Here is a 19,239-nt window from a genome sequence, read left to right on the forward strand (position 1 = left end):
CGTCAGGCTGGAGCGATGCGTCGAGATCATCAGGTGCACGCAGAGGTCGAAGCAATTCGCGACATCGCGACATGATAGGATGAGAGCCCATGACGGTCCAGCCGGTGACGAACAAGCCTCGCTACGATGACATCCCTGAAGACCAGGAGCCGGTCGGCGCTCGCGCCCAGCGGTTCGACAATGTGCTGACATCATCCGGCCGCTCATTCGTCGCGCAGCTGCCGTCGACCGGGGCGCCGCTGGTGCCCTCCGTGAAGCTCGCGACGACGCCGAACGCGGGCGGCGCGCTCGGCCAGAGCGATTTCGAGACGCCCGTGGATTCGCTGCTCACGCGCGGCGATCAGATCATGAAGGACTGGGCCGACACCGACGCCGACCCGCCGGAGGTCCTGCCCGGCCGCACCGCCCCGCGCGTGCCGGTTCACGTCAACAACAGCCCCAACGTGCTTCCCGATGCGGACAAGAAGACGCTGGCGGAATGGGAAAACGATCCCGTCATCCGCAACGCGATCGATCCCGAGCACAAGGGCATCACCCGCGAGAAGCTGTCGAACTTCCTGAGCGGCCTGCGCTCGGACATCAACAAGGCCGGGGAGTCCTACAACCAGTTCCTCAAGGATCATCCGAACGCCGACGCCGCGTCGAAGGAGCTCGCACATCAGGCGGCGTCGTTGATGGCCTATAGCCGCTTCATCACCGGCGGCAGCAATCAGTTCACGCCCCAGAACCTCGCGGCGTTCGCCTCGTCGCAGGACAAATTCCTGCCGGCGGATGTGCGCGACGCGGCGCGCCTGTTCTCGAATCCGGCGATCTTTGCGCAGCTCGACACGGCCGGCATGGATCCCGCGACCTCCAAGACCGACGGCATCTTAGATTTCGGCAACATCACCGCCTTCATGAAGGACTCGCTGCCGTCCGACACCGCCGGGCTCGGCAAGTTCCTGCAAAACGCTGCCGCGCAGCAGGCGCTGGCTGGCGTCGATACCAGCAAGGTCGGCCCGGACATCTTCACCAATCCGAGCAAGTATGACGCCAAGACCAGGGCCGCGGTTCTGCTCCAGCTCGAGCAGGCGCAGATCAGCCTGCGCAGCGGCATGGCCGACGGCCTATGGGACAAATATGGCTGGACCATCAGCACCGACGCGAATGGCGAGCCGACGAAATTCTTCAGCGGCAACGCGGCCAGCGTCGAAAGCCAGCTTGAGGCGAGGATCAACACGCTGTCGTCCGACAAGGAGGTGCAGCAATATCTGGCGACGGCGCCGGTGAGCAACCTACAGACCATGCTCGACGGCGACGCCTCGCTGAAGGCCGCAGTCACCGACGAGTACAAGGATTTCCAGTCGGGCGCGATGCTCGCGGCCGATCTCGACCAGAAGGACAAGGACGGCAAGCCAGTCTCGATGGGCGACGCGCTGGGCAATTTCGTCGCGCAGGGCAACTTCTTCAGCGCGGCGCTCGGCACCAACGGCAACAAGCTCGACGTCGACATTCCCGGCACCGTCCAGAAGTCGTCGAAGTACAACGACATCGTGTCCTACTACAAGACCAACGTGGTCACGGGGAAGGATTTCGAGGACGCGCTCGCGAAGGGCGAGGACATCGTCACCGCGGCCGGCAAGTTCGGCTCGGAAATAGCAGCCTTCAGCTCCGTCCTGCCGGCCAGCCAGCAGGACACGGCGACGCTGATGCAGAACTACTCGGACATCGTGTCCAAGCATCTGCTGGACAGCGGAACCGCGGCGGATCTCAAGGCCTATACCGACGCCAACGGCAATATCGACGAAGCCAAGCTGCTGAACGTCATCAACCTGATGGAGCAGCAGAACCCCGACGCGTTCAAGGACGAGAAGGGCAACCGGCTTTCGACGACGCAGATCATCTCTTATTTCAAGCAGGTCTATGACGAGGCCCGCAACGGCGAGAAGCTCAGCCAGTCGCTCGACAAAATCTTCGGCACGAAGACCACCAACCCGCTCACCGATTCCTACAACAAGGGATATCTCCATGCGGTGAGCGCGCTGTTCGCCGGTGGAATTCTCGTCGCCAAGTCGGTGAAGGGCGCAAGCAGCCCGGCGGATATCGCGAGCCTGACGGCGACGGCCGCCAATCTCACCGGCCTCCTGATGGAGTCCGGCTCGAAATATGCCAAGAGCGCGGCGCCCGCCCGCCTCGAAGGCGATGCGCTCAAGGCGTTCGAAGGGCGGATGAAGCAGATCGAGAGCTATGGCAAGGCGCTCGGCGGCGCCGGCAGCGTCATCGGTGGCGTGCTGGGCCTGATCGGCGGCATCGACATGCTCAATCATGGCGACAAGGTCGGCGGTGGGATCGCCATCACCAGCGGCATCCTCGGTCTCATCCAGGGTGGGGCTTCGATTACCGAGGCGGTCGCCGGGCTCGCGGCCGCGGAAGGAATCGCGGCGGGTGCAGCCGTCGTGGGCTCTGCGGTCGGCGTCGTCGCGGGCGTGTTGGCGATCGTGTTCCTGTTCGTCTCCGGCCTGCAGCAGGCGGCGAAGTTCTCGCACGACCAGACCACCTTCTACGGCAAGCTCGACATCCTGGCGCAACTCGGCATCACCGGCAGCACCTGGCGCGCGCCGGTGCCGGAGCCCAAGCCGCATAGCGGTCCGGCGGTCACTTGACGCCGAGAGGGCGGGACGCTGCGGCGTCCCGCCTCTCGATCGCGCGACGTCGGGATCGCCTGGTCAGCCCGCTTGCGCCGCGGCGAGATGCAGCGCCCGCGCGACCGGGTCGAAGAAGCGATCGGAGATGAAGCTTCCGATCTCGATCTGGCGGTCGAGCTCGGCCGCGAGGTCGGGGTCGGCCACCCGCGTGACGTCGCCCGCGAGCGCGAGCAGATGCTCGGCGCGCACGCCGCGACCCTTGCAGGTCAGAACCGGCACGGGGGTCTCGCCGCGCACATAGCGAAGCCCGACCACGACATTGTCGCCTTCGATGAACAGCGTGGTGGCTTCAGCGCCGGTCGCCGCGCCGCCGGCCAGCAGCTCACGCCGGCCGCGCTGCTGCGCCTTGCGGATCTCGGGGATGCCGTCCTGCTCCTTGCGCTCGCGCTTGAGCTCGGTGCGCGTCATCCGCATCTGCCGCCGGAACAGCCAGCGCTGAACCGGAAGGTCGGCGAGGCCGGCGGCCAGGAGCAGAATGCCGCCGGCCACGAGCAAAGGCTGCACCGCGGCGCCGAACAGCGGGGCGACGCAGGCGATGCCGCAGGTCGGGGCGCGCAGGATCGCATTGGCGCTCATGATGCCGATGCCGACGCAGCAGCTCGTCAGCAGCAGGAGCTTGAGGACGGTCTTGGCAAGCTCGATCACGCCGCGTGTCCCGAACATCCGCTTCAGCCCCTCGACCGGGTCGAGGTGATCGGCCTTCGGCTTCATCGGCTCCATCGCGAACAGAAAGCCGCCCGACACGATCAGGTTGGTCAGGATCGAGACGCCGACGCCTGCGATCATCAGCTTGGACAGGAACAGCACGGCGGCAAGCGCCAGCATGTCGACCAGGCGCGCGGCGGTTTCGGGGAACGGGCGCGTGCTCACGCCGCCGAGCTCGTTGAGCACGCCGTGCAGCGAGTCCCTGAGGTCGCCGAGCGACAGCCAGAGGATGATCAGCACCGCGCTCGTGGTCGTGGCGGCGACGAGGTCCGGTCCGCGAAAAATCTGGCCTTTCCTGCGGGCGTCGCGCAGCTTCTTCTCGGTCGGCGGAAGATCGGCCTCTTCGCTTTGTCCCTTCACGGCAGGATCCTGCGCATCGCATCCAGGACATGGTGAAGTGTGCCGAGCTCGCTTGCAAAATAGCCGACCAGGAAAGTGCCATAGAGCGGCATGACGAGGAAGAAGAACAGGTTGCGCGCCGCCATCGACATGTCGAACACGTTCAGCTGCGGAATGAAGCGCGCGATCAGCATCAAGGTCAGCGTTGCAAGGAACATCGCGAGCAGCACGGGGAAGGCGAGAACCAGTCCGAGCCGAAGCAACTGCTCGAGCACGCCCAGCACGGCGAGAGCGGAGGAGACGTCGAGCCGCGGCAGCAGCGACAGGATCGGCCAGATGCCGTAGCTGTCATAGAGGCTCTGCGTCACCGTGCGCAGGCCACCGGCGGTGACGAACAGCGCGGTGATGACCAGGAGGAACAACGTCCCGAGCGCGGATGCCTCGCTGACCGCGTTGGGATCCTGAAGCTGCGCCTCGGGCGCCTGCCGCTGCAAATCGATCAGGTCGCCCGCGACCTGCGCGGCCCAGAACGGGATCGACAGCAGCAGGCCGAGGATGAGGCCGGTCAAGCTCTCCTTGAACACCAGCACCACCAGTCTCAGCGTCGAGGCGCCGCTGTCGGGCAGCGAGTCCACCAGGGTCGGCACCACCGGCAGGGCGATCGCGACGACGAAGCCGCCGCGGATCAGGCCGGTCAATCCCAGGCGAACGAATACGGGCATGACCACGACCAGCGCCAGCGGCCGCGCAGTGGCGAGCGCGATCGCGGTCAGATGGGCGAACACCGTCGTCAGCAGCGGTTGCAGGTCGACAGGCATGGTCTCCACTTGGGGCCGCGGCCGGCCGCCGCGCTGGCGTCGAGGTGCGAGCGGCGCTATCGGGTCAGCGCGGGAAACTCGGAAAAGACCTGTTCTGTGTAGCGGACCAGCGGCGCGGCCAAGGTCGTGCCGTACATCGCAAGCGTCAGAACCACGGCGACCAGCTTGACGGTCTGCGGCAGCGTCTGATCCTGGATCTGGGTGGCCGCCTGCAGCACCGACACGGTCAGCCCGGCGATCATCGCGACCAGCAAGGGCGGCAGCGTGAATGTCATGATGACGAGGAGCACCGATACCAGGTGATCGACGATGGAAGCGTCTCCCACGCTTGCTCTCCTTGTTTGCTTCAGCTGTAGCTCAGGACCAGGCCGTGCAGCAGTTTCGACCAACCTTCGACCAGCAGAAACAGGAACAGCTTGAAGGGGACCGAGATCGCCACCGGCGGCACCATCGACATGCCGAGCGACATGAGGACGGCAGAGACGATCAGGTCGATCGCGATGAACGGAAGATAGAGCAGGAAGCCGATCTCGAAGGCGCGCTTGAGCTCGGAGCTGACGAATGACGGCACCAGGATGATGAGATCGTCGCTGGCGACCGCCGCATGCGGCTGGCCCGCCCACAAGCGATCGGTGGCGGCGAGAAAGAACTCGCGCTCGGCCGGGGTGGTGAAGCGCTTCAGATGGTCGCGCACCGGCTCGCGGGCTCTGCTCGCAGCATCCGTCCAGTCGCTGAAGGTCTTGAAATCGGAGGGCAGCGCGTTGACGCGATCGTAGATCGTCTGCGCCAGGGGCATGCTGATGAAGATCGTCAGCACGATCGCGATCGCATAGAGCACGAGATTGGGCGGCGTCTGCTGGATGCCGAGCGCGTTGCGCAGCAGGAACATGACGACGGCGATCTTGATGAACGAGGTCATCGTCACCACAACGAAGATCACGAGCCCGAGCCCGGCGATGAGCGCCAGGATGGCGAACAGATTCGGCTGCAGCTCAGTCACGGTCGAACATCCGAACGATCCGCACGCCCACGGTGTCGCCGATCTGGATCACCTCGCCGCGTCCGACCCGGCGGTCGCCCGCCAGGATGTCGACTGCGGTCTTGGGATCCTGGCCGAGATCGAACACATGCCCCGGCGCCAGCGTTCGGAGCGAGCCAAGCGGGACGGACAAGCGTCCGATCTCGAACAGCAGCGTGATCTCCAGGTCATCGAGCTCGGCAGAGACCGTCGGGTCGTCACTCATGTCTTTGAGGTCCAAGGTGGTCCGCAGCCGGCTCACATCGTCGCTGATGGGCCGGGGAGGCGATTGAAGCACGGCACGTTGGCCGCTCAGGCTGGCAACGGCAAAGCGGCGTCCTCCGAACACCACCGCAATGTCGCCGTCGCGATCGGCATGGTCCTCGACAAGGAGCGCATCGCCCACGCGAAGGCTCGCAAGCTCGCCGATGGTCAGCCGGGTGGCGCCGAGCCTGAATGCCGCGATGATGGAGACATCGTCATCGATATCCGACGTCGGTGCGCCGATGAGGGCGGCCAGCGCCTCGGGATGCTCTGCGGGCCAATGCAGCGTGGCCACGAAGGTCGACGCGCCCAGCGTGCCGGAGAGTCCCAGGCCAGGACCTGCCGTTGCCAGCGAGTCCGGATGCAGATGCGAGAGCTCGATCGACATCCCGCTCCGCGCCTCGATCGCGTCGAGCAGCGGAGCCGTGGCGAGCTCGATGAGGAGCAGCAGGCTCGTATCGCTGAGTTCATCACGCGGCGGCGCGGAGAGGGCGATCAGCAGCCGGTCGGTGACGGCCTTGGGCAGGGCGAGGTCGCAGCGCAGGCCGCCAATGCTCAGGCCGAGCCGATCGAGCGGCGTGTCGTGCGGGCCGTCCGACGGAATGGCGGGGCCGACGCGCAGCGGGAGACCTGCGATGTCCGGAACCTCCGCCGACCAGCGTCGGTGCCAGATGTTGGTGAGGCCAAGCTCTGACCGGCTGATGCGATCGAGCGGCAGCGGACGGATCAAGCGATGGCTCTCGGCTGCGCTCTCCATGACAGGTCCGATCATGGCCCAGCTCTCCCGCGCCAGGACTCCGCGGCGTCATGCTCCTCGGCGATGATCGATGTCGCGGTGGCGCGCTTCTCCAGGCCGGCTACGACATGCTCCAGACGCTGCCGCGCGCGGCGTCGCTCGCCGAGGAAGCGCCGCGCGTCGGCGACCGCGCCTGCGGCCGCAGTCACAGCGCGGCCGGCCGCCTCGGACCGGGCGGATGCTTGCGCGACCTGACTGTCGAGCGCTGCAATCCGGCTGATCGCCAGATGAATGTCATTTGCCTCCAGGCAGCGTCCGCGCATCGCGCGGTAGATCCCAGCCTCTCCATCGCTGCGCTCGCTGTTCTGCACGGCAAGGGTCGCGGCCGCCGCGGCGGCGGCATCGGCGGCGGATCGTTCTATCGCGGCGTGATGCGCAAGCTCGACTTCGGCGCTCCGCTCGCGGTGCTGCCGCAATTTCATCATGCGTCGAAGAGGAGCTCGGACATCCGTCATGACGCGAGCCCTGCGAGCCGCGCCGTCGTGTCCGACAGAGGCGTGCGATCATGAGATGATTGCGACAGGAACGCGCTGATCGCGCCGCGCTTCGCGACCGCCTCGTCCGCGATCGGGTCGGTGCCGCGCTTGTATTCGCCGACCTGGAGCAGGAATTCGACTTCGGCATAGCGGGCGAGCAACTGCCGGACGTGCTGCGCCGCCCGCAGATGCTCGGCCGTCACGACGCGGTCCATGACGCGGCTCAAGCTCGCGAGCACGTCGATCGCCGGATAATGTCCGGACTGCGCGAGCTTGCTGGACAGCACGATGTGTCCGTCGAGGATGCTGCGGGTCTCCTCGGCGACGGGATCGGCGGTCCCGTCGCCCTCCACCAGCACGGTATAGAAGGCGGTGATGCTGCCCAGGGCTCCGGGACCCGATCGCTCCAGCAGCACCGGCAGCTCGGCGAACACCGACGGCGGGAAGCCACGCCGCGTCGGCGGCTCGCCGGCCGCGAGGCCGATCTCGCGCAAAGCGCGCGCGAAACGGGTGATGCTGTCCTGGATCAGCAGGACGTGCGCGCCGGTGTCGCGGAAATGCTCGGCGATCGTGGTTGCGACATGTGCCGCCTTTACGCGCTCGATCGCAGGCCGGTCGGAGGTCGCCACCACGACCACGGCGCGCGACCGCAGTGCTGGCGTCAGGTGGCGATCGATGAACTCGCGAACCTCGCGGCCGCGTTCGCCGATCAGCGCGATGACCACGACGTCGGCATCCGCGTTCTGCACGATCTGGGCAACGAGCGAGGACTTTCCGGATCCCGGCTCGCCGAAGATGCCGAGGCGTTGACCTTCGCCGCAGGTCAGGAGTCCGTCGATGGCGCGGATGCCGAGGGTGATCGGGCGATCGATCAGGCGGCGCGACAACGCCGCGGGCGCCGGCCGGCGCACCGGCGCCATCGGCGCGGCCGGCAGCGGCCCGCGCTCGGCGGTGTCGAGCGGACGCCCGAGGCTGTCCACCACGCGGCCCAGCAGGCAGGCACCGACCGGAATTTGCAATCCGTGACCTTTCGGAATGACCTCCGTCAAGGTCGACAGGCCGTCGAGATCGCCGACGGGGCTCAGGAGCGCCGCCGAGCCGTCCAGCCCGATGATCTCTGCTGTCACATCGGCTCCGCCGTTCGGCGTCCGGAGGATGCAGATGTCGCCGAGGCGTGCGTTCGGGCAGAGCGCTTGAACGAGGGTCCCGCTCACACGCGTGACTCGGCCGACGAGCGGCCGGGTCTGGGCCGACGTCGCGGCACGCCGGATGTTCGGCAGGATGTCTGCGATCGCAGACGGAGGAGGCGACGCGGATGTCATGATCGTCGATCAGTCATAAGGGCTGCGGACGAGTCAGCCACGAGATGGTCGATGATCCCGCGGCCATGCTCTCGGTGCGTCGTGGAGACGAAGCTTGCGAGGGAGACGTCGGGTGGGAGCTTGAGGATGAGGCGCGAGCGGGCGCATGCCGGAAGCTCGGCAATCCAAGCCGTCAGGCAATGCATGCCGTCGCTCCTGATCGCCTGTGCGAGATCGGCCGGAGCGATCTGCGGACCATCGGGCGGGGCGAGCGCGAGGTGCCGGATCGCGACATCGCGAAGATCGGCGTCGAAGCCGGCCAGCACCTGCGCCAGCGTTCGGCCGAGGATGATCGACCGCAGCGACTGCGCGTGCCAGATCGCGCCGGCGCGATCCGCCAGTTGCATCAGACGATCGAGCGGCCAGCTCGCTGCCGACTCATTCGCCGCGCAGCCTCCGCAGGGCTCCAATCCGGCATGACGTGCGACGATGTCGGACAGCTTGGACCGCAGGCGTGCGACGGACCGCAGCCGTTCCGCCAGCGCTGGTGGAATGTCCGGTACGCAGGCGGCCAAGCGCTGCGGGTGAACATAGTTCGCCGGCAGCCGGCAGAACTCCGGCAGCTGCAAAGATGGATGATCCGCGGCCCGTGTCGTCATGTTGCACGCCTGCCTTCATTCACTCGGCTGCGCGGAGCGGCCGGCGCGAGGCATGGGTTGCATCGGTGAAGTGGACACCGGAATCCGCAGGGCCGTGCGTCGATCCGCGGCGCCAGAGCCACAGCAGCAGCGCTGCGCCGAATACGGCAAGACCGATGCCCACGCTGATCACAACCATGCGCATGTCTGGCATCGGCACGCGTCCACGATCCGCGCCCGCGATGGGCTCCACCGGGACGCCCGATGCGACCAGACCATCCTCGCTGGCCGGTACGAAGACCACCGAGACCTTGTCATAGGCGAGCCCCTCGACGCTGTTCGCGACCAGCGTCTTGATCTGCGGAAGCAGCGCGGCCGCCTGCATGCGCCGGTCATGCTTGATGAAGACCGAGGCTGATGAGGGCGTCTGATCGGGACGAAGCGGCTCGCTCTTCGGAAGCACGACGTGAACCCGCGCCGAGATCACGCCGTCGATCTCGGAGACCGTGCGTGACAATTCCTGGCTCAGCGCGAAAATGAATCGCGCCCGCTCCTCGGTCGGCGACGCCACGAGACTTTCGCTCGGAAAAATCTCCGCCATGGTCTGGAACTTCGCGTGCGGCAGGCCCGCCGCGTTCAGCAGCGTCACGGCTGAGGCGAACGACGTCTCTTCGACGCGCACCGTGCTGGTGCCGTCCTTCATCTCGACGCGATCGGCCGGGAGCCCGTTGCGCAGCAAGGTGGCGACGATGAGATTGGCCTCGCGCTCCTGCAGCTTGCTGTAGAGATCGACCTTGCAACCGCACAGGAGCAGCATCGACGACACCGCCAGCGTCACGCCGAGCGCGCGTGGCCAACGCTGCAGTCGAACATGCTGCCGTCGCAATCCACCGATCGGCATCGGATCACTGGCCCTTCAGGAATGTGTTGAAGATGCGCGTCGATTCGGTCGATGCCTTGGAGACCAAGGTGGTCTCGATGGCGAACGCAAAAGCCTGCTCGAGCATCGCTGCGGCATGCTTGGCATCGAAGACGGCAGGGGCCGCGCCGGTCTTTTCAGGGACCGCCGTTGCGGAGGCCGATGGCTGTGGGATCGACCCGGTGACGTCGGTGGCTGGCGACGACTCCGCGCGCCCTGCGAATCCCGATGTCTGCCAGGCTTGGGCCTGGTCGTAGAAGGCGCCGAGATGATCCATGATCTTGCCGCCGAAGCCGTCCGAGGAGGGAGGCGGCGTGATGCGCATTTCCACGGCTGGCGGAGCGACGGTCGGCTGCCCCGCGGTCTGGTCGAGGGCGAGCTGGAATGCTCCCTGTCCCGGCGCAGCTGCGGCGCCGCGCGGAGCAACCGTCGAGCTGATTGCCTCCACGGCCTCAACAAAGCTCATGTCGTGATCTCCAACCACCGGCGATCGCCGGCCTATGCAAAATCCGCAGGACGCAGCGTCATGTCGCCTGAGCGCAGGATGAGAGCAGGCTCTCCGTCAGCAGCTGCAGCTGCGTATCGATGGTCAGATCGATCTGGCCGAACGCGCTGACGAGCAGGCACGCTCCGTCCGGAACGCTCGAATCGGCGTCGACCCGCAGCGCCGGCTCGGGCATGATGCGCGCGAGGTGCTCGCGCAGTGGCGCGACGTTGTCCGGCGCAGCGCGCACCACCAGCTCGCCGCGTCCTTGCATCGCTTCGACGGCCTTATTGACGGCGCGCGCATTGAGCTCGGCGGGATCGAGCGGCGCCAGCATGTCACGCAGGATGTCGACCACGATCTGCCGCAAATCGGTCTCGAGCTGCGCGACGAAAGCGTCGCAGCTCGCCTTGGTCGACGCGATCAGCCGGACGGCTTCTTCGACGCCCGCCCGACGCCCATCATCGAATCCGCGGCGCCGCTCCGCCTCATAGGCCTGCTGTGCGCTGGCGAGCAACTCGGCGCTGCGCTGCTGCGCATCCTCGATCTGCGTCCGGCTTGCGTGCCAGACGGGCAGTTGATCGGCTCGGACAATCGGGCTGTCCAGTCGCCGTCGCCCTTCCGCAATCGCTGCTTGCGCTGCTGTGGCCATTCCACTCTCCGAGCAATTTCGGTTTCAACATAGGGGCATGCGCCGAATGTTGTCAGAAAATATTCGAAATATATCGCGGTGCGTCGTGTTGACGAAACGATCTGTAAACTAATAGTCCTCCGCAGCAACAGGCGCTGTTGGTCGGCACTCCACCCGAGATCTCGTGGTTGAGCTCATGAGTTGCACGACGAGCGTTGTCTTGCGGGGGCAGGGCTGTCGCTATGGGACGCGGGCAGTAGGTAGATGGGGAGTCCGATGAGCTTGTGCTTCGACCCGATCCGACCGTCGGCGCGTCGCGTCTCGTGCGAGACCCATTGTGGCGCTTTTCGGACGATCTCTGCAGCAGTCTCGCTTCTTCTCGCTTCCTTGCTCATCTTCGCGGACTCCTCGCCGAGCATGGCCGGCGAGCCTGCATGGCCCTCGGGGGCTTACCAATACAGTGTCGTCGAGCAGGATCTGCCGGTCGTGCTGCAGGAGTTCGGGCGCAACGCGGGCGTGCGAATCGAGGTGAGTGCCGCGGTTCATGGCCGCGTGCGCGGACCGTTGCCGGTGCTCACGCCGCGCGAGTTTCTTGACTATCTCTGCGCCAACTTCGGCCTCGAATGGTACTACGACAGCTTCCGTCTCTATGTGAGCGCGGCCAAGGAGAACACCAGTCAGATGGTGCCGCGGTCCGGCGTTCCGGTCGAGCGGTTGCAAGCGACGATGGCCGATCTCGGCCTCAACGACGAGCGCTTCGCGCTGCGCGCCGTCAAGCAATCCGACCTTCTGCTGGTGGCCGGGCCACCGCAATACGTGGCGCATGTCGAGCGGACATTGGCCGCACTGAAGACCGCGACGCGGCCGCACGCCGCGGAGCCGTCGGCGGTCGTCGTCTATCGCGGTGACCAGACCGCGGTCGTCAAGCTGGCTGGCGACGGCAGCGTTCCATGAGGATGGGTCGCGGCTCGCTACAGGGATCGGAAAGCCGGGCGCGACTGAACAGGGGAGCAGGTGAATGAGTGTTGATGCAGTGACAGGCGTGACCGGAGCAAGCGCGCAGCCGGCCTCGGCGGACTCCGACCAGGCGAAGTTCGAGGAGGCGCTCCAGGAGATGATGCCGCAACTTGCGAGCTTCATGCTGATGCCGGTGATCCAGGACGCCACGCAGGAGATGATGGAAGCGGGTGATCAGAACGCCAATGCGCCCGATCCTGCCGGCTGATCGTCCCTCGACCTCACATTGATCCATTCGCGGCCGCGCGACCGGTCGCGCCCCGATACGTCCGGGCGGCCGTGCCATGGTGGTCCTGCTGCTCGGAGTATGCAAACCCGAAAGGAACTCACTGATGTCGGTCAATTCCTGCTGTCACAATGATTGCGGCTCCTCCTCGGGAGCGTCGAGCTCGAGCGGTGCCAACAACGGCTCGCCGTCGACGGTCGATGCCTCCATCGCGCAGATGCAGGCGGCCTTCAACCAGGCGATCCAGACCAACGCCAAGATCACCTCGATCAAGACCACGCTCGGATCGGTCGAGACGGTGGCGCAGCAGCGCCCGAACATCGGTTGATGTTCGAGCCCACCACGGAGCTGGGCGATGCATCGTCCAGCTCCTCTCCCAACGGTCAGCAAGCGTGCTTCGGCCGAGAGGTGAAACCAGGGGAGCAGTAGAGCGCACCGCAGGTGCGGATTGCTGTGATCCGAACGTTCACCTCCCGGCCCAAGGCGGTAGACCGCACGGCCGTACGACAAGCCAACGACGTCAACAGGAGCTCTCGTCATGACCACCGTCAGCCCGACTTCCGGCACCACCACCACCCCGACCTCGGTCGATTCCTCGATCGCGCAGATGCAGGCCGCCTTCAACGAGGCGATCGCGACCAACGCCAAGATCACCTCGATCAAGACCGAGCTCGGCTCGATCGAGACGGTTGCCCAGCAGCGTCCGAACATCGGCTGATATCGCTTCGGCCTTCGGGTTCCAAGTAACAGCGCGGAGCGTCGGTTCGCCGATCGCTCCGCCTCCCTGCTGCCGATGACGCCTTCGGGCGGTTTGTTTTTTGTTTGTATCAAGTGAGCTCTCAGCCATGCGTCAGACGCGATCGCCGGTGATCGAACTGCAGGTCCAGTCGGGTCACCACACGGGTGTCGTCGAGCGCCTGACGAACGACAGCTACACGATTGGACGGTCCGTCCAGGCGGACATCTCGTTGGCCGACCCGACCATCTCCGACATGGCGGTTCGCGTCGAGGCCGATGTCGATGAGCTCCGCGTCGAAAACCTCGGAGCGGCCGTCGATCTGAACGACACGCGCATCTTGACGGGGGATGTCGGCATCGCGCGATTTCCGTCAGACCTGGTGATCGACGGCGTTTGTCTTCGTTGGCAGCGGCCCGCCTCGCACTTGTCCGGGATGCGCCGAGCCGTTCAGACGATGGCGGGCGTCTCGGCGCTCGCGGTTGCGGTGATGCTGGTATCGTTCATCGCGTCGGGATCTGGGTCGCAGGCGCCGGCCGGCGTGGTGGCGGCTGCGTGCGAGGCGCCATGCGCGTCGCAGCCGCCGGATGAGGACTTGCGGCTCGCGGCGGTTACGTTCCGGCCCGACGCTGATCGCACAGTGGTGAGCACGCCGGAGACTGCGGCCGCGGCCTTGCGCCAACGCTTGAGCGCAGTCGGCTTGACCGCGATCGACGTGTCGGTGGAGGCCAAGGCGGTGGTCGCGAGGGGGGCGACTGATCCGGCGGCGCTCCCGGCCTGGCAGCAGGCCCGGCAGTGGTTCGACGAGACCTTCGGCACCAGCGTGGTTCTCATTAGCAAGGTCGAGACGCGGCAAGTCCCAGCGATGGTCGAGCCCCTGTCGGTGCAGTCGATCTGGGCCGGCAAGGTGCCCTATGTGATCGATCAGCGCGGCCAGAAGCTGTTCCAAGGCTCCCTGGTCAACGATGGCTGGAGCATCGAGCGCATCGAGCGTGGACGGATCACCCTGCGGCGCAGCGCCCAGGTCTTCGTTCTCCAGCTCTAGCCGATCGCGCATGACCACCTTGCAGAATCTCCTGACATGGGCGGGCGCGCGGCGCGACCTCGTCGTCGTCATGATCATCGTCACGGCCATCGTGACGATGATCCTGCCGATGCCGACCGTGCTGGTCGACTTCCTGATCGCGCTCAACATCGGTCTCTCGATCCTGCTGCTGATGGTGGCCTTCTTCCTGACGGCGCCGGTCGAGTTCTCGGCGCTGCCGGCCATCATTCTCATCTCGACGGTCTTCCGGCTCTCGATCTCGATCTCGACGAGCCGGCTGGTGCTGGTGCAGGCGGATGCGGGCGCGATCATCCGCACCTTCGGCGAGTTCGTGATCGCGCAGAACGTCACGGCGGGCCTCGTCGTGTTCCTGATCATCACCATCGTCCAGTTCGTGGTGATCACCAAGGGATCGGAACGTGTCGCCGAGGTGGCGGCGCGCTTCACGCTCGATGCGCTGCCGGGCAAGCAGATGAGCATCGACGCGGACTTGCGCAACGGCGACATCAATCAGCTCGAGGCGCGCCGCCGGCGCCGTCTGCTCGAGCGCGAGAGCCAGCTCTACGGCGCCATGGACGGCGCGATGAAATTCGTCAAGGGCGACGCGATCGCCGGCCTCATCATCATCGCCGTGAACCTGATCGGCGGCATCGCGGTCGGCACTCTGCAGCACAAGCTCCGCCTCGGCGAGGCCGTGCAGATCTATTCCCTGCTCACCATCGGCGACGGGCTGATCTCGCAGATCCCGGCCCTGTTCGTGTCGATGGCCGCCGGCACGGTCGTGACCCGCGTCACGACCGACGGCAGCACCAATCTCGGCTCGGACGTCGTCGGACAAATCGCGGCGCGGCCGGACTCGTTGCGCTTGGCGGGCCTGATCATGTTCGGCCTTGCCTGGGTGCCCGGGTTTCCGGCCGCGATCTTCCTGCTGCTCGGCGCGACCTTCGGAGGCATTGGTCTCGCGGAATTCCTGGGGCGCCGATCTGGGCGGCAGCCGCGCGCGGCGGGGATGCGCGAGGCCGTGTCGCCTGGCGCCGGGCTCGCGATGCCCGCGCTGCCGACGGCGCCGATCATGGTTGTCGCCGAACCTCTCTTGTTCGATCAACTGCGCCGCGGCGGGTTCGAAGAGCGCGTCCGGAGCGCGCGCCAGGAGGTGGCGGACCGCTATGGATTTGCGTGCCCGGTCGTCGGCTTCGCGCAAGCGTCCGATCTCGACCGGGATCACTACCGCATCGAGCTCAACGCCGTTCCTCTTGTGGTCGCCGACGTCAGGCACGAGGCGCCGCGGATCAAATCGGCCAGCGCGGAAGCGAGCTCCGGCGCCAACGATCGTCCTGATGCTTCGATCGACATGATGACGCAGCAGCTCAGGCAGTTCCTGGTTCGTCACGCCGCCGAATTCCTTGGCATTCAGGAGGCGAAGAGGCTTCTTGCCAGGCTCGACGGCGATTATGCGGACCTCGTGCGCGAGGCGCAACGCGTGGTGCCGCTGCCGCGGATGACGGATGTCCTGCGGCGCCTGCTGGAAGAGCAGGTCTCGATCAGCAATCTGCGTCTGATCCTCGAGACGCTCGTCGAATGGGGTGGTCGAGAGGCGAGCTCGGCCGCGCTCGCCGAGCAGCTCCGATTGGCCTTGAAGCGTCAGATCTGCTTTTCCTCGGCGGACGCGCGGCAGACGATCCGATGCCTCGTGCTCGAACGTGAGACCGAGGCGCTCATTCGGTCCGCCGGTCAACATGCTGATGGCGTGGCGTCCGCCGCCGATCCCGAGCTCGCCGCGCGCCTCGTCGATCGCGTGACAGCCAGCCTCGCAGCGGCCGACCGCGCCGACGGCAGCCGGCGCTGTGTCGTGTTGACGTCGAGCGATATCCGCCGTGTCGTCTGGGGGATCCTGGTCAAGGCAGCGTCTGATGTTTCGGTCCTGTCCTATCAGGAGATCGCTCCGGGGTTCTCGGTCGAGCCGGTCGAGACGATCCGCATCGCCGGCAAGAACGCCGCTTGATCGGCGATGCCGGGCGGTTGCGAGCGTCATCAAAATGAGTTGGAAAAAATGCAGTTCCGGAATGAGAAGCAGGTGAGAAAGCGGATGCCGAAGCTCGTCGCTCTGGCAAGGCTCGCCGGACTATTGGTGGGAGCGACCATGCTTGCGTCCTGCGCGTCGGTCGTCGATGGCGTGCCGATGCCATCGGCAGAGCAGGCGGAGCCAGCGAAGATGATGCGCCTTGCGCGCGCGGCGGAAGCCAAGGGCGACAAGGATGGCGCCTACGCCTTGTATCGCAGCGCTGTCGACGCCGATCCGAAACAGCCGGAGGCGCAGGCAGCGCTGGGCCGGGCGCTGGTCGCACGCGACCAACCGGAAGCCGCGCTTCGCCATTTCGAGGAAGCCGGCAGGCTGAAGCCCGACGACGTCTCGCATCGCATCCGGGTGGGGCAGGCCCAGCTTGCTGCCCGCGAGCCGGAGCAGGCCAAGGCAACCTTCGAGGCGGTCATCGCGGTCGATCCGCAGGCGCTGCTGGCGCGAAACGGCCTGGGCATGGCGCTCGATGCGCTCGGGCGCCACGTCGAGGCGCAGCAGCAGTATCGTCAGGCGATGACGATCGACCCGGACTTCGTCGCGGCCCGCAACAATCTCGGACTGTCGCTCGGCCTCAGCGGACAATATGACGACGCCATCCGCCAGCTTCGCCCGATCGCGCTCGGACCCGACGCCGTGCCGCGCGCGCGGCAGAACCTTGCGCTGGTCCTTGCTTTGCGCGGAGACGAGGACGACGCCAGGAAGCTCGCCCGCGTCGATTTGCAGGAGGACGATGTCCAGAGCAATCTCAAGGCGCTGGCGCAGCTGCGGCGATGATCATCGCTTGCGTCCTTGTCATCGTAGTTCCTGCGCGCCAAGCCGCAGCCGTGAACTGTTCTGTGTTACCCGCATGCACTTGTCGCCGATGATGGAGGCGCTACGATGTTGCTCATAAGTATGCAATCGTGTGGCGTTCGGAGTTGAGTTGTGTGGATGACCACAGCAAATTGCGGGCGTCGCGGCCCCATTGCCGCGGCGATGGAGACCGAACGATCCGGCACGCAGGCTAAGCAGGAGCATCGTGGGCGCGTTGCTCGTCTCCTCGACAAAGCCGTTCTCACGAGCCTTCATTGTCTGCTTGTCGCGCTAGCGATCGTGCTGATGGCGCGCGTTGATGACGTCTCCGCGGCAGCCCGGCGTGACGAGGTCCGCGTGTCGATGTCCCAAGGTGAGTTGATCGATCTTGGACGCACGGCTGCCAGGATCTTCGTCGCGGATCCCGCGATCGCCGACGTCCAGGTCCCGCACGCCGACCGCGTCTTCGTCTTCGGAAAGAAGCCGGGTCGCACGACATTGTTCGCGCTGGACTCCGATGGCGCGACGGTCGCGTCCTTCGTCGTGGTCGTCCGCCATGACGATAGCGATCTCAGACGGTTGCTAAAGGCGCAATTCGGCGACCTCAAGGTCTCGCTCACGCGCACGCCGCGCGGCGCGGTGTTGAGCGGGACGGTGCCGTCGGCCGAAATCGCCGAGAAGGTGCGTGCGAGCGCGGCGCAGTTCCTCGGCGACAACGAGCCGCCTTTGAACGAGCTGCGCGTCAATGGCGGATTGCAGGTCAATCTGCGGGTTCGCGTGGCCGAGGTGTCGCGCAACGCGGTCAAGCAGCTCGGCGTGACCTGGCAAGCCATCGCGTCGACCGGCGGGTTCACCATCGCGCTGTCGAACAGCGCGGGAAACTCTGTCGGTCCCCGCGGCTTCAACGTCACCGCCCTGATCGACGCGCTCGGACAGGAGGGCCTGGTGTCTGTCCTGGCGGAGCCGACGCTCACCGCGGTCTCTGGCCAGAAGGCGAACTTCCTGGCCGGCGGCGAATTTCCGATTCCGGTCGCGCAGTCGCTTGGAAACGTGTCGATTGAATTCCGTCGCTTCGGCGTGGGCCTGGAATTCACGCCGACCGTGCTGTCGCACGACCTCATCAGTCTCCAGGTTCGGCCGGAGGTCAGCCAATTGTCGACGGCCGGCGCGGTGACGTTCAATGGAACCCAGATCCCGAGCCTCACGGTGCGGCGTGCCGAGACGACAGTCGAGCTCGGCAGCGGCCAGAGCTTTATCATCGGCGGTCTGCTGCAGGACAATTTCAACACCGAGATCGACAAGATCCCGGGCCTTGGAGATGTCCCTGTGCTCGGCGCATTGTTCCGCTCGACCCAGTTTCGCAAGAACGAGTCCGAGCTCGTGATCATCGTCACGCCTTACATCGTGCGTCCGCTCGACGACCAATCGTCGATCCGGCTGCCGACCGATTTCGTCGGTCCGTCGACCGACCTCGACCGTCTGCTGTTCGGGCAACTCGCGGTGACCAAGCCGGGCAGGGCAGCCGGCCGGCCGCGGGCGCCGACGCCGCATCTGCGCGGCGACGCCGGATTCATGTTCGAATGATCATGGCAGCTGGAGCGCGATCGATGTCCTCGTCCATTGTCCGGTTCTCGCCTGCGCTCGCGGCCGCTTCCATCATCGTCGCTTGGGCGATGAGCGGAGTCCAGGCGCAGGCCTCGCCGCGGCTCGCGATCGATACGGTCAGCCGCGTCTACGAGCTGCCGCTCGCCGCGTGTTCCCGCGCGAAGGGGTCCATCCTGCGCTTCCTGGAGGACATGGCGGGCGGTCGCCCCGAGAGCCTGCGGCTGGCCGTCGTGGCGCCCATCTCCTCCGCGTGCGCCGGCATCGTGCTCTCCGCCGCCGACTCGGCCGGCGTGCCGCGGGATCACGTGATGCTGGCGCGCGGTCGGAGCAAGGCGTCGGCCGCCGGCATGGCCCGGATCACTGCCGAACGCTCCTTCGTCGGGGCCGTCGAATGCGACGTGCTGCCCGAAATCAACTATACCTCTGCCAACGATAATCCGTCCGATCCGGCGCTCGGCTGCAGCACCTTGAACGGCCTCGCCAGGATGGTGGCCGATCCCGAGGATCTGATCTCCGGCAAGGGACGGGTGAGAGGCGAGGGCGAGCCGGCGGCGAGCGCCATCGCGCGTCAGCGCCACCAGCTTGCGCCGGTGCCTCCGCCGTCCGATCGTGTGAAGACGACGGCCACGCCATGATCTCCGACTGACGGGCCATCATGTGGTTCGGAT

At 66.3% G+C, this 19,239-nt stretch carries 21 protein-coding genes; 10 read left to right on the forward strand and 11 right to left on the reverse strand.

The window, feature by feature from the left end:
- The first annotated feature begins 89 nt into the window (after positions 1-89).
- Entirely contained in the window at positions 90-2,642 is a 2,553-nt protein-coding gene (locus ACVILH_RS14220; protein WP_456713448.1) for a type III effector HrpK domain-containing protein, read from the forward strand.
- 63 nt (positions 2,643-2,705) lie between these two features.
- Here ACVILH_RS14220 and ACVILH_RS14225 read toward each other — a convergent pair whose 3' ends face one another.
- The 11 genes from ACVILH_RS14225 to sctL are packed head-to-tail and all read right to left on the reverse strand — an operon-like array spanning position 2,706 to position 11,094.
- Entirely contained in the window at positions 2,706-3,749 is a 1,044-nt protein-coding gene (locus ACVILH_RS14225; protein WP_456713449.1) for an EscU/YscU/HrcU family type III secretion system export apparatus switch protein, read from the reverse strand.
- Entirely contained in the window at positions 3,746-4,546 is an 801-nt protein-coding gene (gene sctT / locus ACVILH_RS14230; protein ID WP_456713450.1) for a type III secretion system export apparatus subunit SctT, read from the reverse strand. The genes ACVILH_RS14225 and sctT overlap by 4 nt, the downstream gene beginning before the upstream one ends.
- 56 nt (positions 4,547-4,602) lie before the next feature.
- On the reverse strand, positions 4,603-4,872 hold the full coding sequence (locus tag ACVILH_RS14235) for an EscS/YscS/HrcS family type III secretion system export apparatus protein (RefSeq protein WP_456713451.1): 270 nt from the start codon (positions 4,870-4,872) through the stop codon (positions 4,603-4,605).
- A 20-nt stretch (positions 4,873-4,892) separates the two neighbouring features.
- Positions 4,893-5,546 (reverse strand): type III secretion system export apparatus subunit SctR, encoded by a 654-nt coding sequence (gene sctR, locus ACVILH_RS14240; protein WP_456713452.1) that lies wholly within the window; start codon positions 5,544-5,546, stop codon positions 4,893-4,895.
- Positions 5,539-6,600: a type III secretion system cytoplasmic ring protein SctQ gene (gene sctQ, locus ACVILH_RS14245; RefSeq protein ID WP_456713453.1), complete on the reverse strand. Its 1,062-nt coding sequence runs from the start codon at positions 6,598-6,600 to the stop codon at positions 5,539-5,541. The genes sctR and sctQ overlap by 8 nt, the downstream gene beginning before the upstream one ends.
- Positions 6,597-7,049: a hypothetical protein gene (locus tag ACVILH_RS14250; protein ID WP_456713454.1), complete on the reverse strand. Its 453-nt coding sequence runs from the start codon at positions 7,047-7,049 to the stop codon at positions 6,597-6,599. The genes sctQ and ACVILH_RS14250 overlap by 4 nt, the downstream gene beginning before the upstream one ends.
- Before the next feature lie 26 nt (positions 7,050-7,075).
- Positions 7,076-8,422: a FliI/YscN family ATPase gene (locus tag ACVILH_RS14255; RefSeq protein WP_456713455.1), complete on the reverse strand. Its 1,347-nt coding sequence runs from the start codon at positions 8,420-8,422 to the stop codon at positions 7,076-7,078.
- Positions 8,419-9,060: a SctK family type III secretion system sorting platform protein gene (locus ACVILH_RS14260; RefSeq protein WP_456713456.1), complete on the reverse strand. Its 642-nt coding sequence runs from the start codon at positions 9,058-9,060 to the stop codon at positions 8,419-8,421. The genes ACVILH_RS14255 and ACVILH_RS14260 overlap by 4 nt, the downstream gene beginning before the upstream one ends.
- A 19-nt stretch (positions 9,061-9,079) precedes the next feature.
- Complete coding sequence (gene sctJ, locus ACVILH_RS14265) at positions 9,080-9,940, reverse strand: type III secretion system inner membrane ring lipoprotein SctJ (protein WP_456713457.1); 861 nt, start codon at positions 9,938-9,940, stop codon at positions 9,080-9,082.
- Positions 9,941-9,944: 4 nt separating this feature from the next.
- Complete coding sequence (locus ACVILH_RS14270) at positions 9,945-10,424, reverse strand: hypothetical protein (RefSeq protein ID WP_456713458.1); 480 nt, start codon at positions 10,422-10,424, stop codon at positions 9,945-9,947.
- Positions 10,425-10,482: 58 nt separating this feature from the next.
- Entirely contained in the window at positions 10,483-11,094 is a 612-nt protein-coding gene (gene sctL / locus ACVILH_RS14275; RefSeq protein ID WP_456713459.1) for a type III secretion system stator protein SctL, read from the reverse strand.
- Between the two features lie 396 nt (positions 11,095-11,490).
- Between sctL and ACVILH_RS14280 the strand changes: the two genes are divergently transcribed.
- From ACVILH_RS14280 to ACVILH_RS14320, 9 genes are all read left to right on the forward strand, one after another.
- Complete coding sequence (locus tag ACVILH_RS14280) at positions 11,491-12,027, forward strand: nodulation protein NolW (RefSeq protein WP_456713460.1); 537 nt, start codon at positions 11,491-11,493, stop codon at positions 12,025-12,027.
- A gap of 64 nt (positions 12,028-12,091) precedes the next feature.
- Complete coding sequence (locus tag ACVILH_RS14285; protein WP_456713461.1) at positions 12,092-12,298, forward strand: hypothetical protein; 207 nt, start codon at positions 12,092-12,094, stop codon at positions 12,296-12,298.
- Between the two features lie 124 nt (positions 12,299-12,422).
- Positions 12,423-12,644 (forward strand): hypothetical protein, encoded by a 222-nt coding sequence (locus ACVILH_RS14290; RefSeq protein WP_456713462.1) that lies wholly within the window; start codon positions 12,423-12,425, stop codon positions 12,642-12,644.
- A gap of 210 nt (positions 12,645-12,854) precedes the next feature.
- Positions 12,855-13,034, forward strand: a complete 180-nt coding sequence (locus tag ACVILH_RS14295; RefSeq protein WP_456713463.1) for a hypothetical protein — start codon at positions 12,855-12,857, stop codon at positions 13,032-13,034.
- A gap of 148 nt (positions 13,035-13,182) precedes the next feature.
- Positions 13,183-14,097 (forward strand): SctD/MshK family protein, encoded by a 915-nt coding sequence (locus ACVILH_RS14300; RefSeq protein WP_456713464.1) that lies wholly within the window; start codon positions 13,183-13,185, stop codon positions 14,095-14,097.
- Between the two features lie 10 nt (positions 14,098-14,107).
- Positions 14,108-16,099: an FHIPEP family type III secretion protein gene (locus ACVILH_RS14305; RefSeq protein WP_456713465.1), complete on the forward strand. Its 1,992-nt coding sequence runs from the start codon at positions 14,108-14,110 to the stop codon at positions 16,097-16,099.
- 84 nt (positions 16,100-16,183) lie between these two features.
- Positions 16,184-16,948: a tetratricopeptide repeat protein gene (locus tag ACVILH_RS14310; RefSeq protein WP_456713466.1), complete on the forward strand. Its 765-nt coding sequence runs from the start codon at positions 16,184-16,186 to the stop codon at positions 16,946-16,948.
- Positions 16,949-17,272: 324 nt separating this feature from the next.
- A complete protein-coding gene (locus ACVILH_RS14315) occupies positions 17,273-18,550 on the forward strand; it encodes a type II and III secretion system protein family protein (protein ID WP_456713467.1) in 1,278 nt (425 codons plus the stop codon).
- A gap of 23 nt (positions 18,551-18,573) precedes the next feature.
- Positions 18,574-19,206: a CpaD family pilus assembly lipoprotein gene (locus ACVILH_RS14320; protein WP_456713468.1), complete on the forward strand. Its 633-nt coding sequence runs from the start codon at positions 18,574-18,576 to the stop codon at positions 19,204-19,206.
- Positions 19,207-19,239 lie beyond the last annotated feature (33 nt).

This window comes from Bradyrhizobium sp. USDA 4353 (genome assembly GCF_054063215.1).

Bases quoted from the DNA above. Each gene is read 5' to 3' on its own strand.
- ACVILH_RS14250 (WP_456713454.1), bottom strand. From the start codon at position 7,049: ATGATGAAATTGCGGCAGCACCGCGAGCGGAGCGCCGAAGTCGAGCTT.
- ACVILH_RS14310 (WP_456713466.1), top strand. From the start codon at position 16,184: ATGCCGAAGCTCGTCGCTCTGGCAAGGCTCGCCGGACTATTGGTGGGA.
- ACVILH_RS14290 (WP_456713462.1), top strand. From the start codon at position 12,423: ATGTCGGTCAATTCCTGCTGTCACAATGATTGCGGCTCCTCCTCGGGA.
- sctL (WP_456713459.1), bottom strand. From the start codon at position 11,094: ATGGCCACAGCAGCGCAAGCAGCGATTGCGGAAGGGCGACGGCGACTG.
- ACVILH_RS14255 (WP_456713455.1), bottom strand. From the start codon at position 8,422: ATGACATCCGCGTCGCCTCCTCCGTCTGCGATCGCAGACATCCTGCCG.
- ACVILH_RS14315 (WP_456713467.1), top strand. From the start codon at position 17,273: ATGGCGCGCGTTGATGACGTCTCCGCGGCAGCCCGGCGTGACGAGGTC.
- ACVILH_RS14305 (WP_456713465.1), top strand. From the start codon at position 14,108: ATGACCACCTTGCAGAATCTCCTGACATGGGCGGGCGCGCGGCGCGAC.
- sctJ (WP_456713457.1), bottom strand. From the start codon at position 9,940: ATGCCGATCGGTGGATTGCGACGGCAGCATGTTCGACTGCAGCGTTGG.
- sctT (WP_456713450.1), bottom strand. From the start codon at position 4,546: ATGCCTGTCGACCTGCAACCGCTGCTGACGACGGTGTTCGCCCATCTG.
- ACVILH_RS14295 (WP_456713463.1), top strand. From the start codon at position 12,855: ATGACCACCGTCAGCCCGACTTCCGGCACCACCACCACCCCGACCTCG.
- ACVILH_RS14285 (WP_456713461.1), top strand. From the start codon at position 12,092: ATGAGTGTTGATGCAGTGACAGGCGTGACCGGAGCAAGCGCGCAGCCG.
- sctQ (WP_456713453.1), bottom strand. From the start codon at position 6,600: ATGATCGGACCTGTCATGGAGAGCGCAGCCGAGAGCCATCGCTTGATC.
- ACVILH_RS14260 (WP_456713456.1), bottom strand. From the start codon at position 9,060: ATGACGACACGGGCCGCGGATCATCCATCTTTGCAGCTGCCGGAGTTC.
- ACVILH_RS14220 (WP_456713448.1), top strand. From the start codon at position 90: ATGACGGTCCAGCCGGTGACGAACAAGCCTCGCTACGATGACATCCCT.
- ACVILH_RS14320 (WP_456713468.1), top strand. From the start codon at position 18,574: ATGTCCTCGTCCATTGTCCGGTTCTCGCCTGCGCTCGCGGCCGCTTCC.
- ACVILH_RS14280 (WP_456713460.1), top strand. From the start codon at position 11,491: ATGGCCGGCGAGCCTGCATGGCCCTCGGGGGCTTACCAATACAGTGTC.
- ACVILH_RS14270 (WP_456713458.1), bottom strand. From the start codon at position 10,424: ATGAGCTTTGTTGAGGCCGTGGAGGCAATCAGCTCGACGGTTGCTCCG.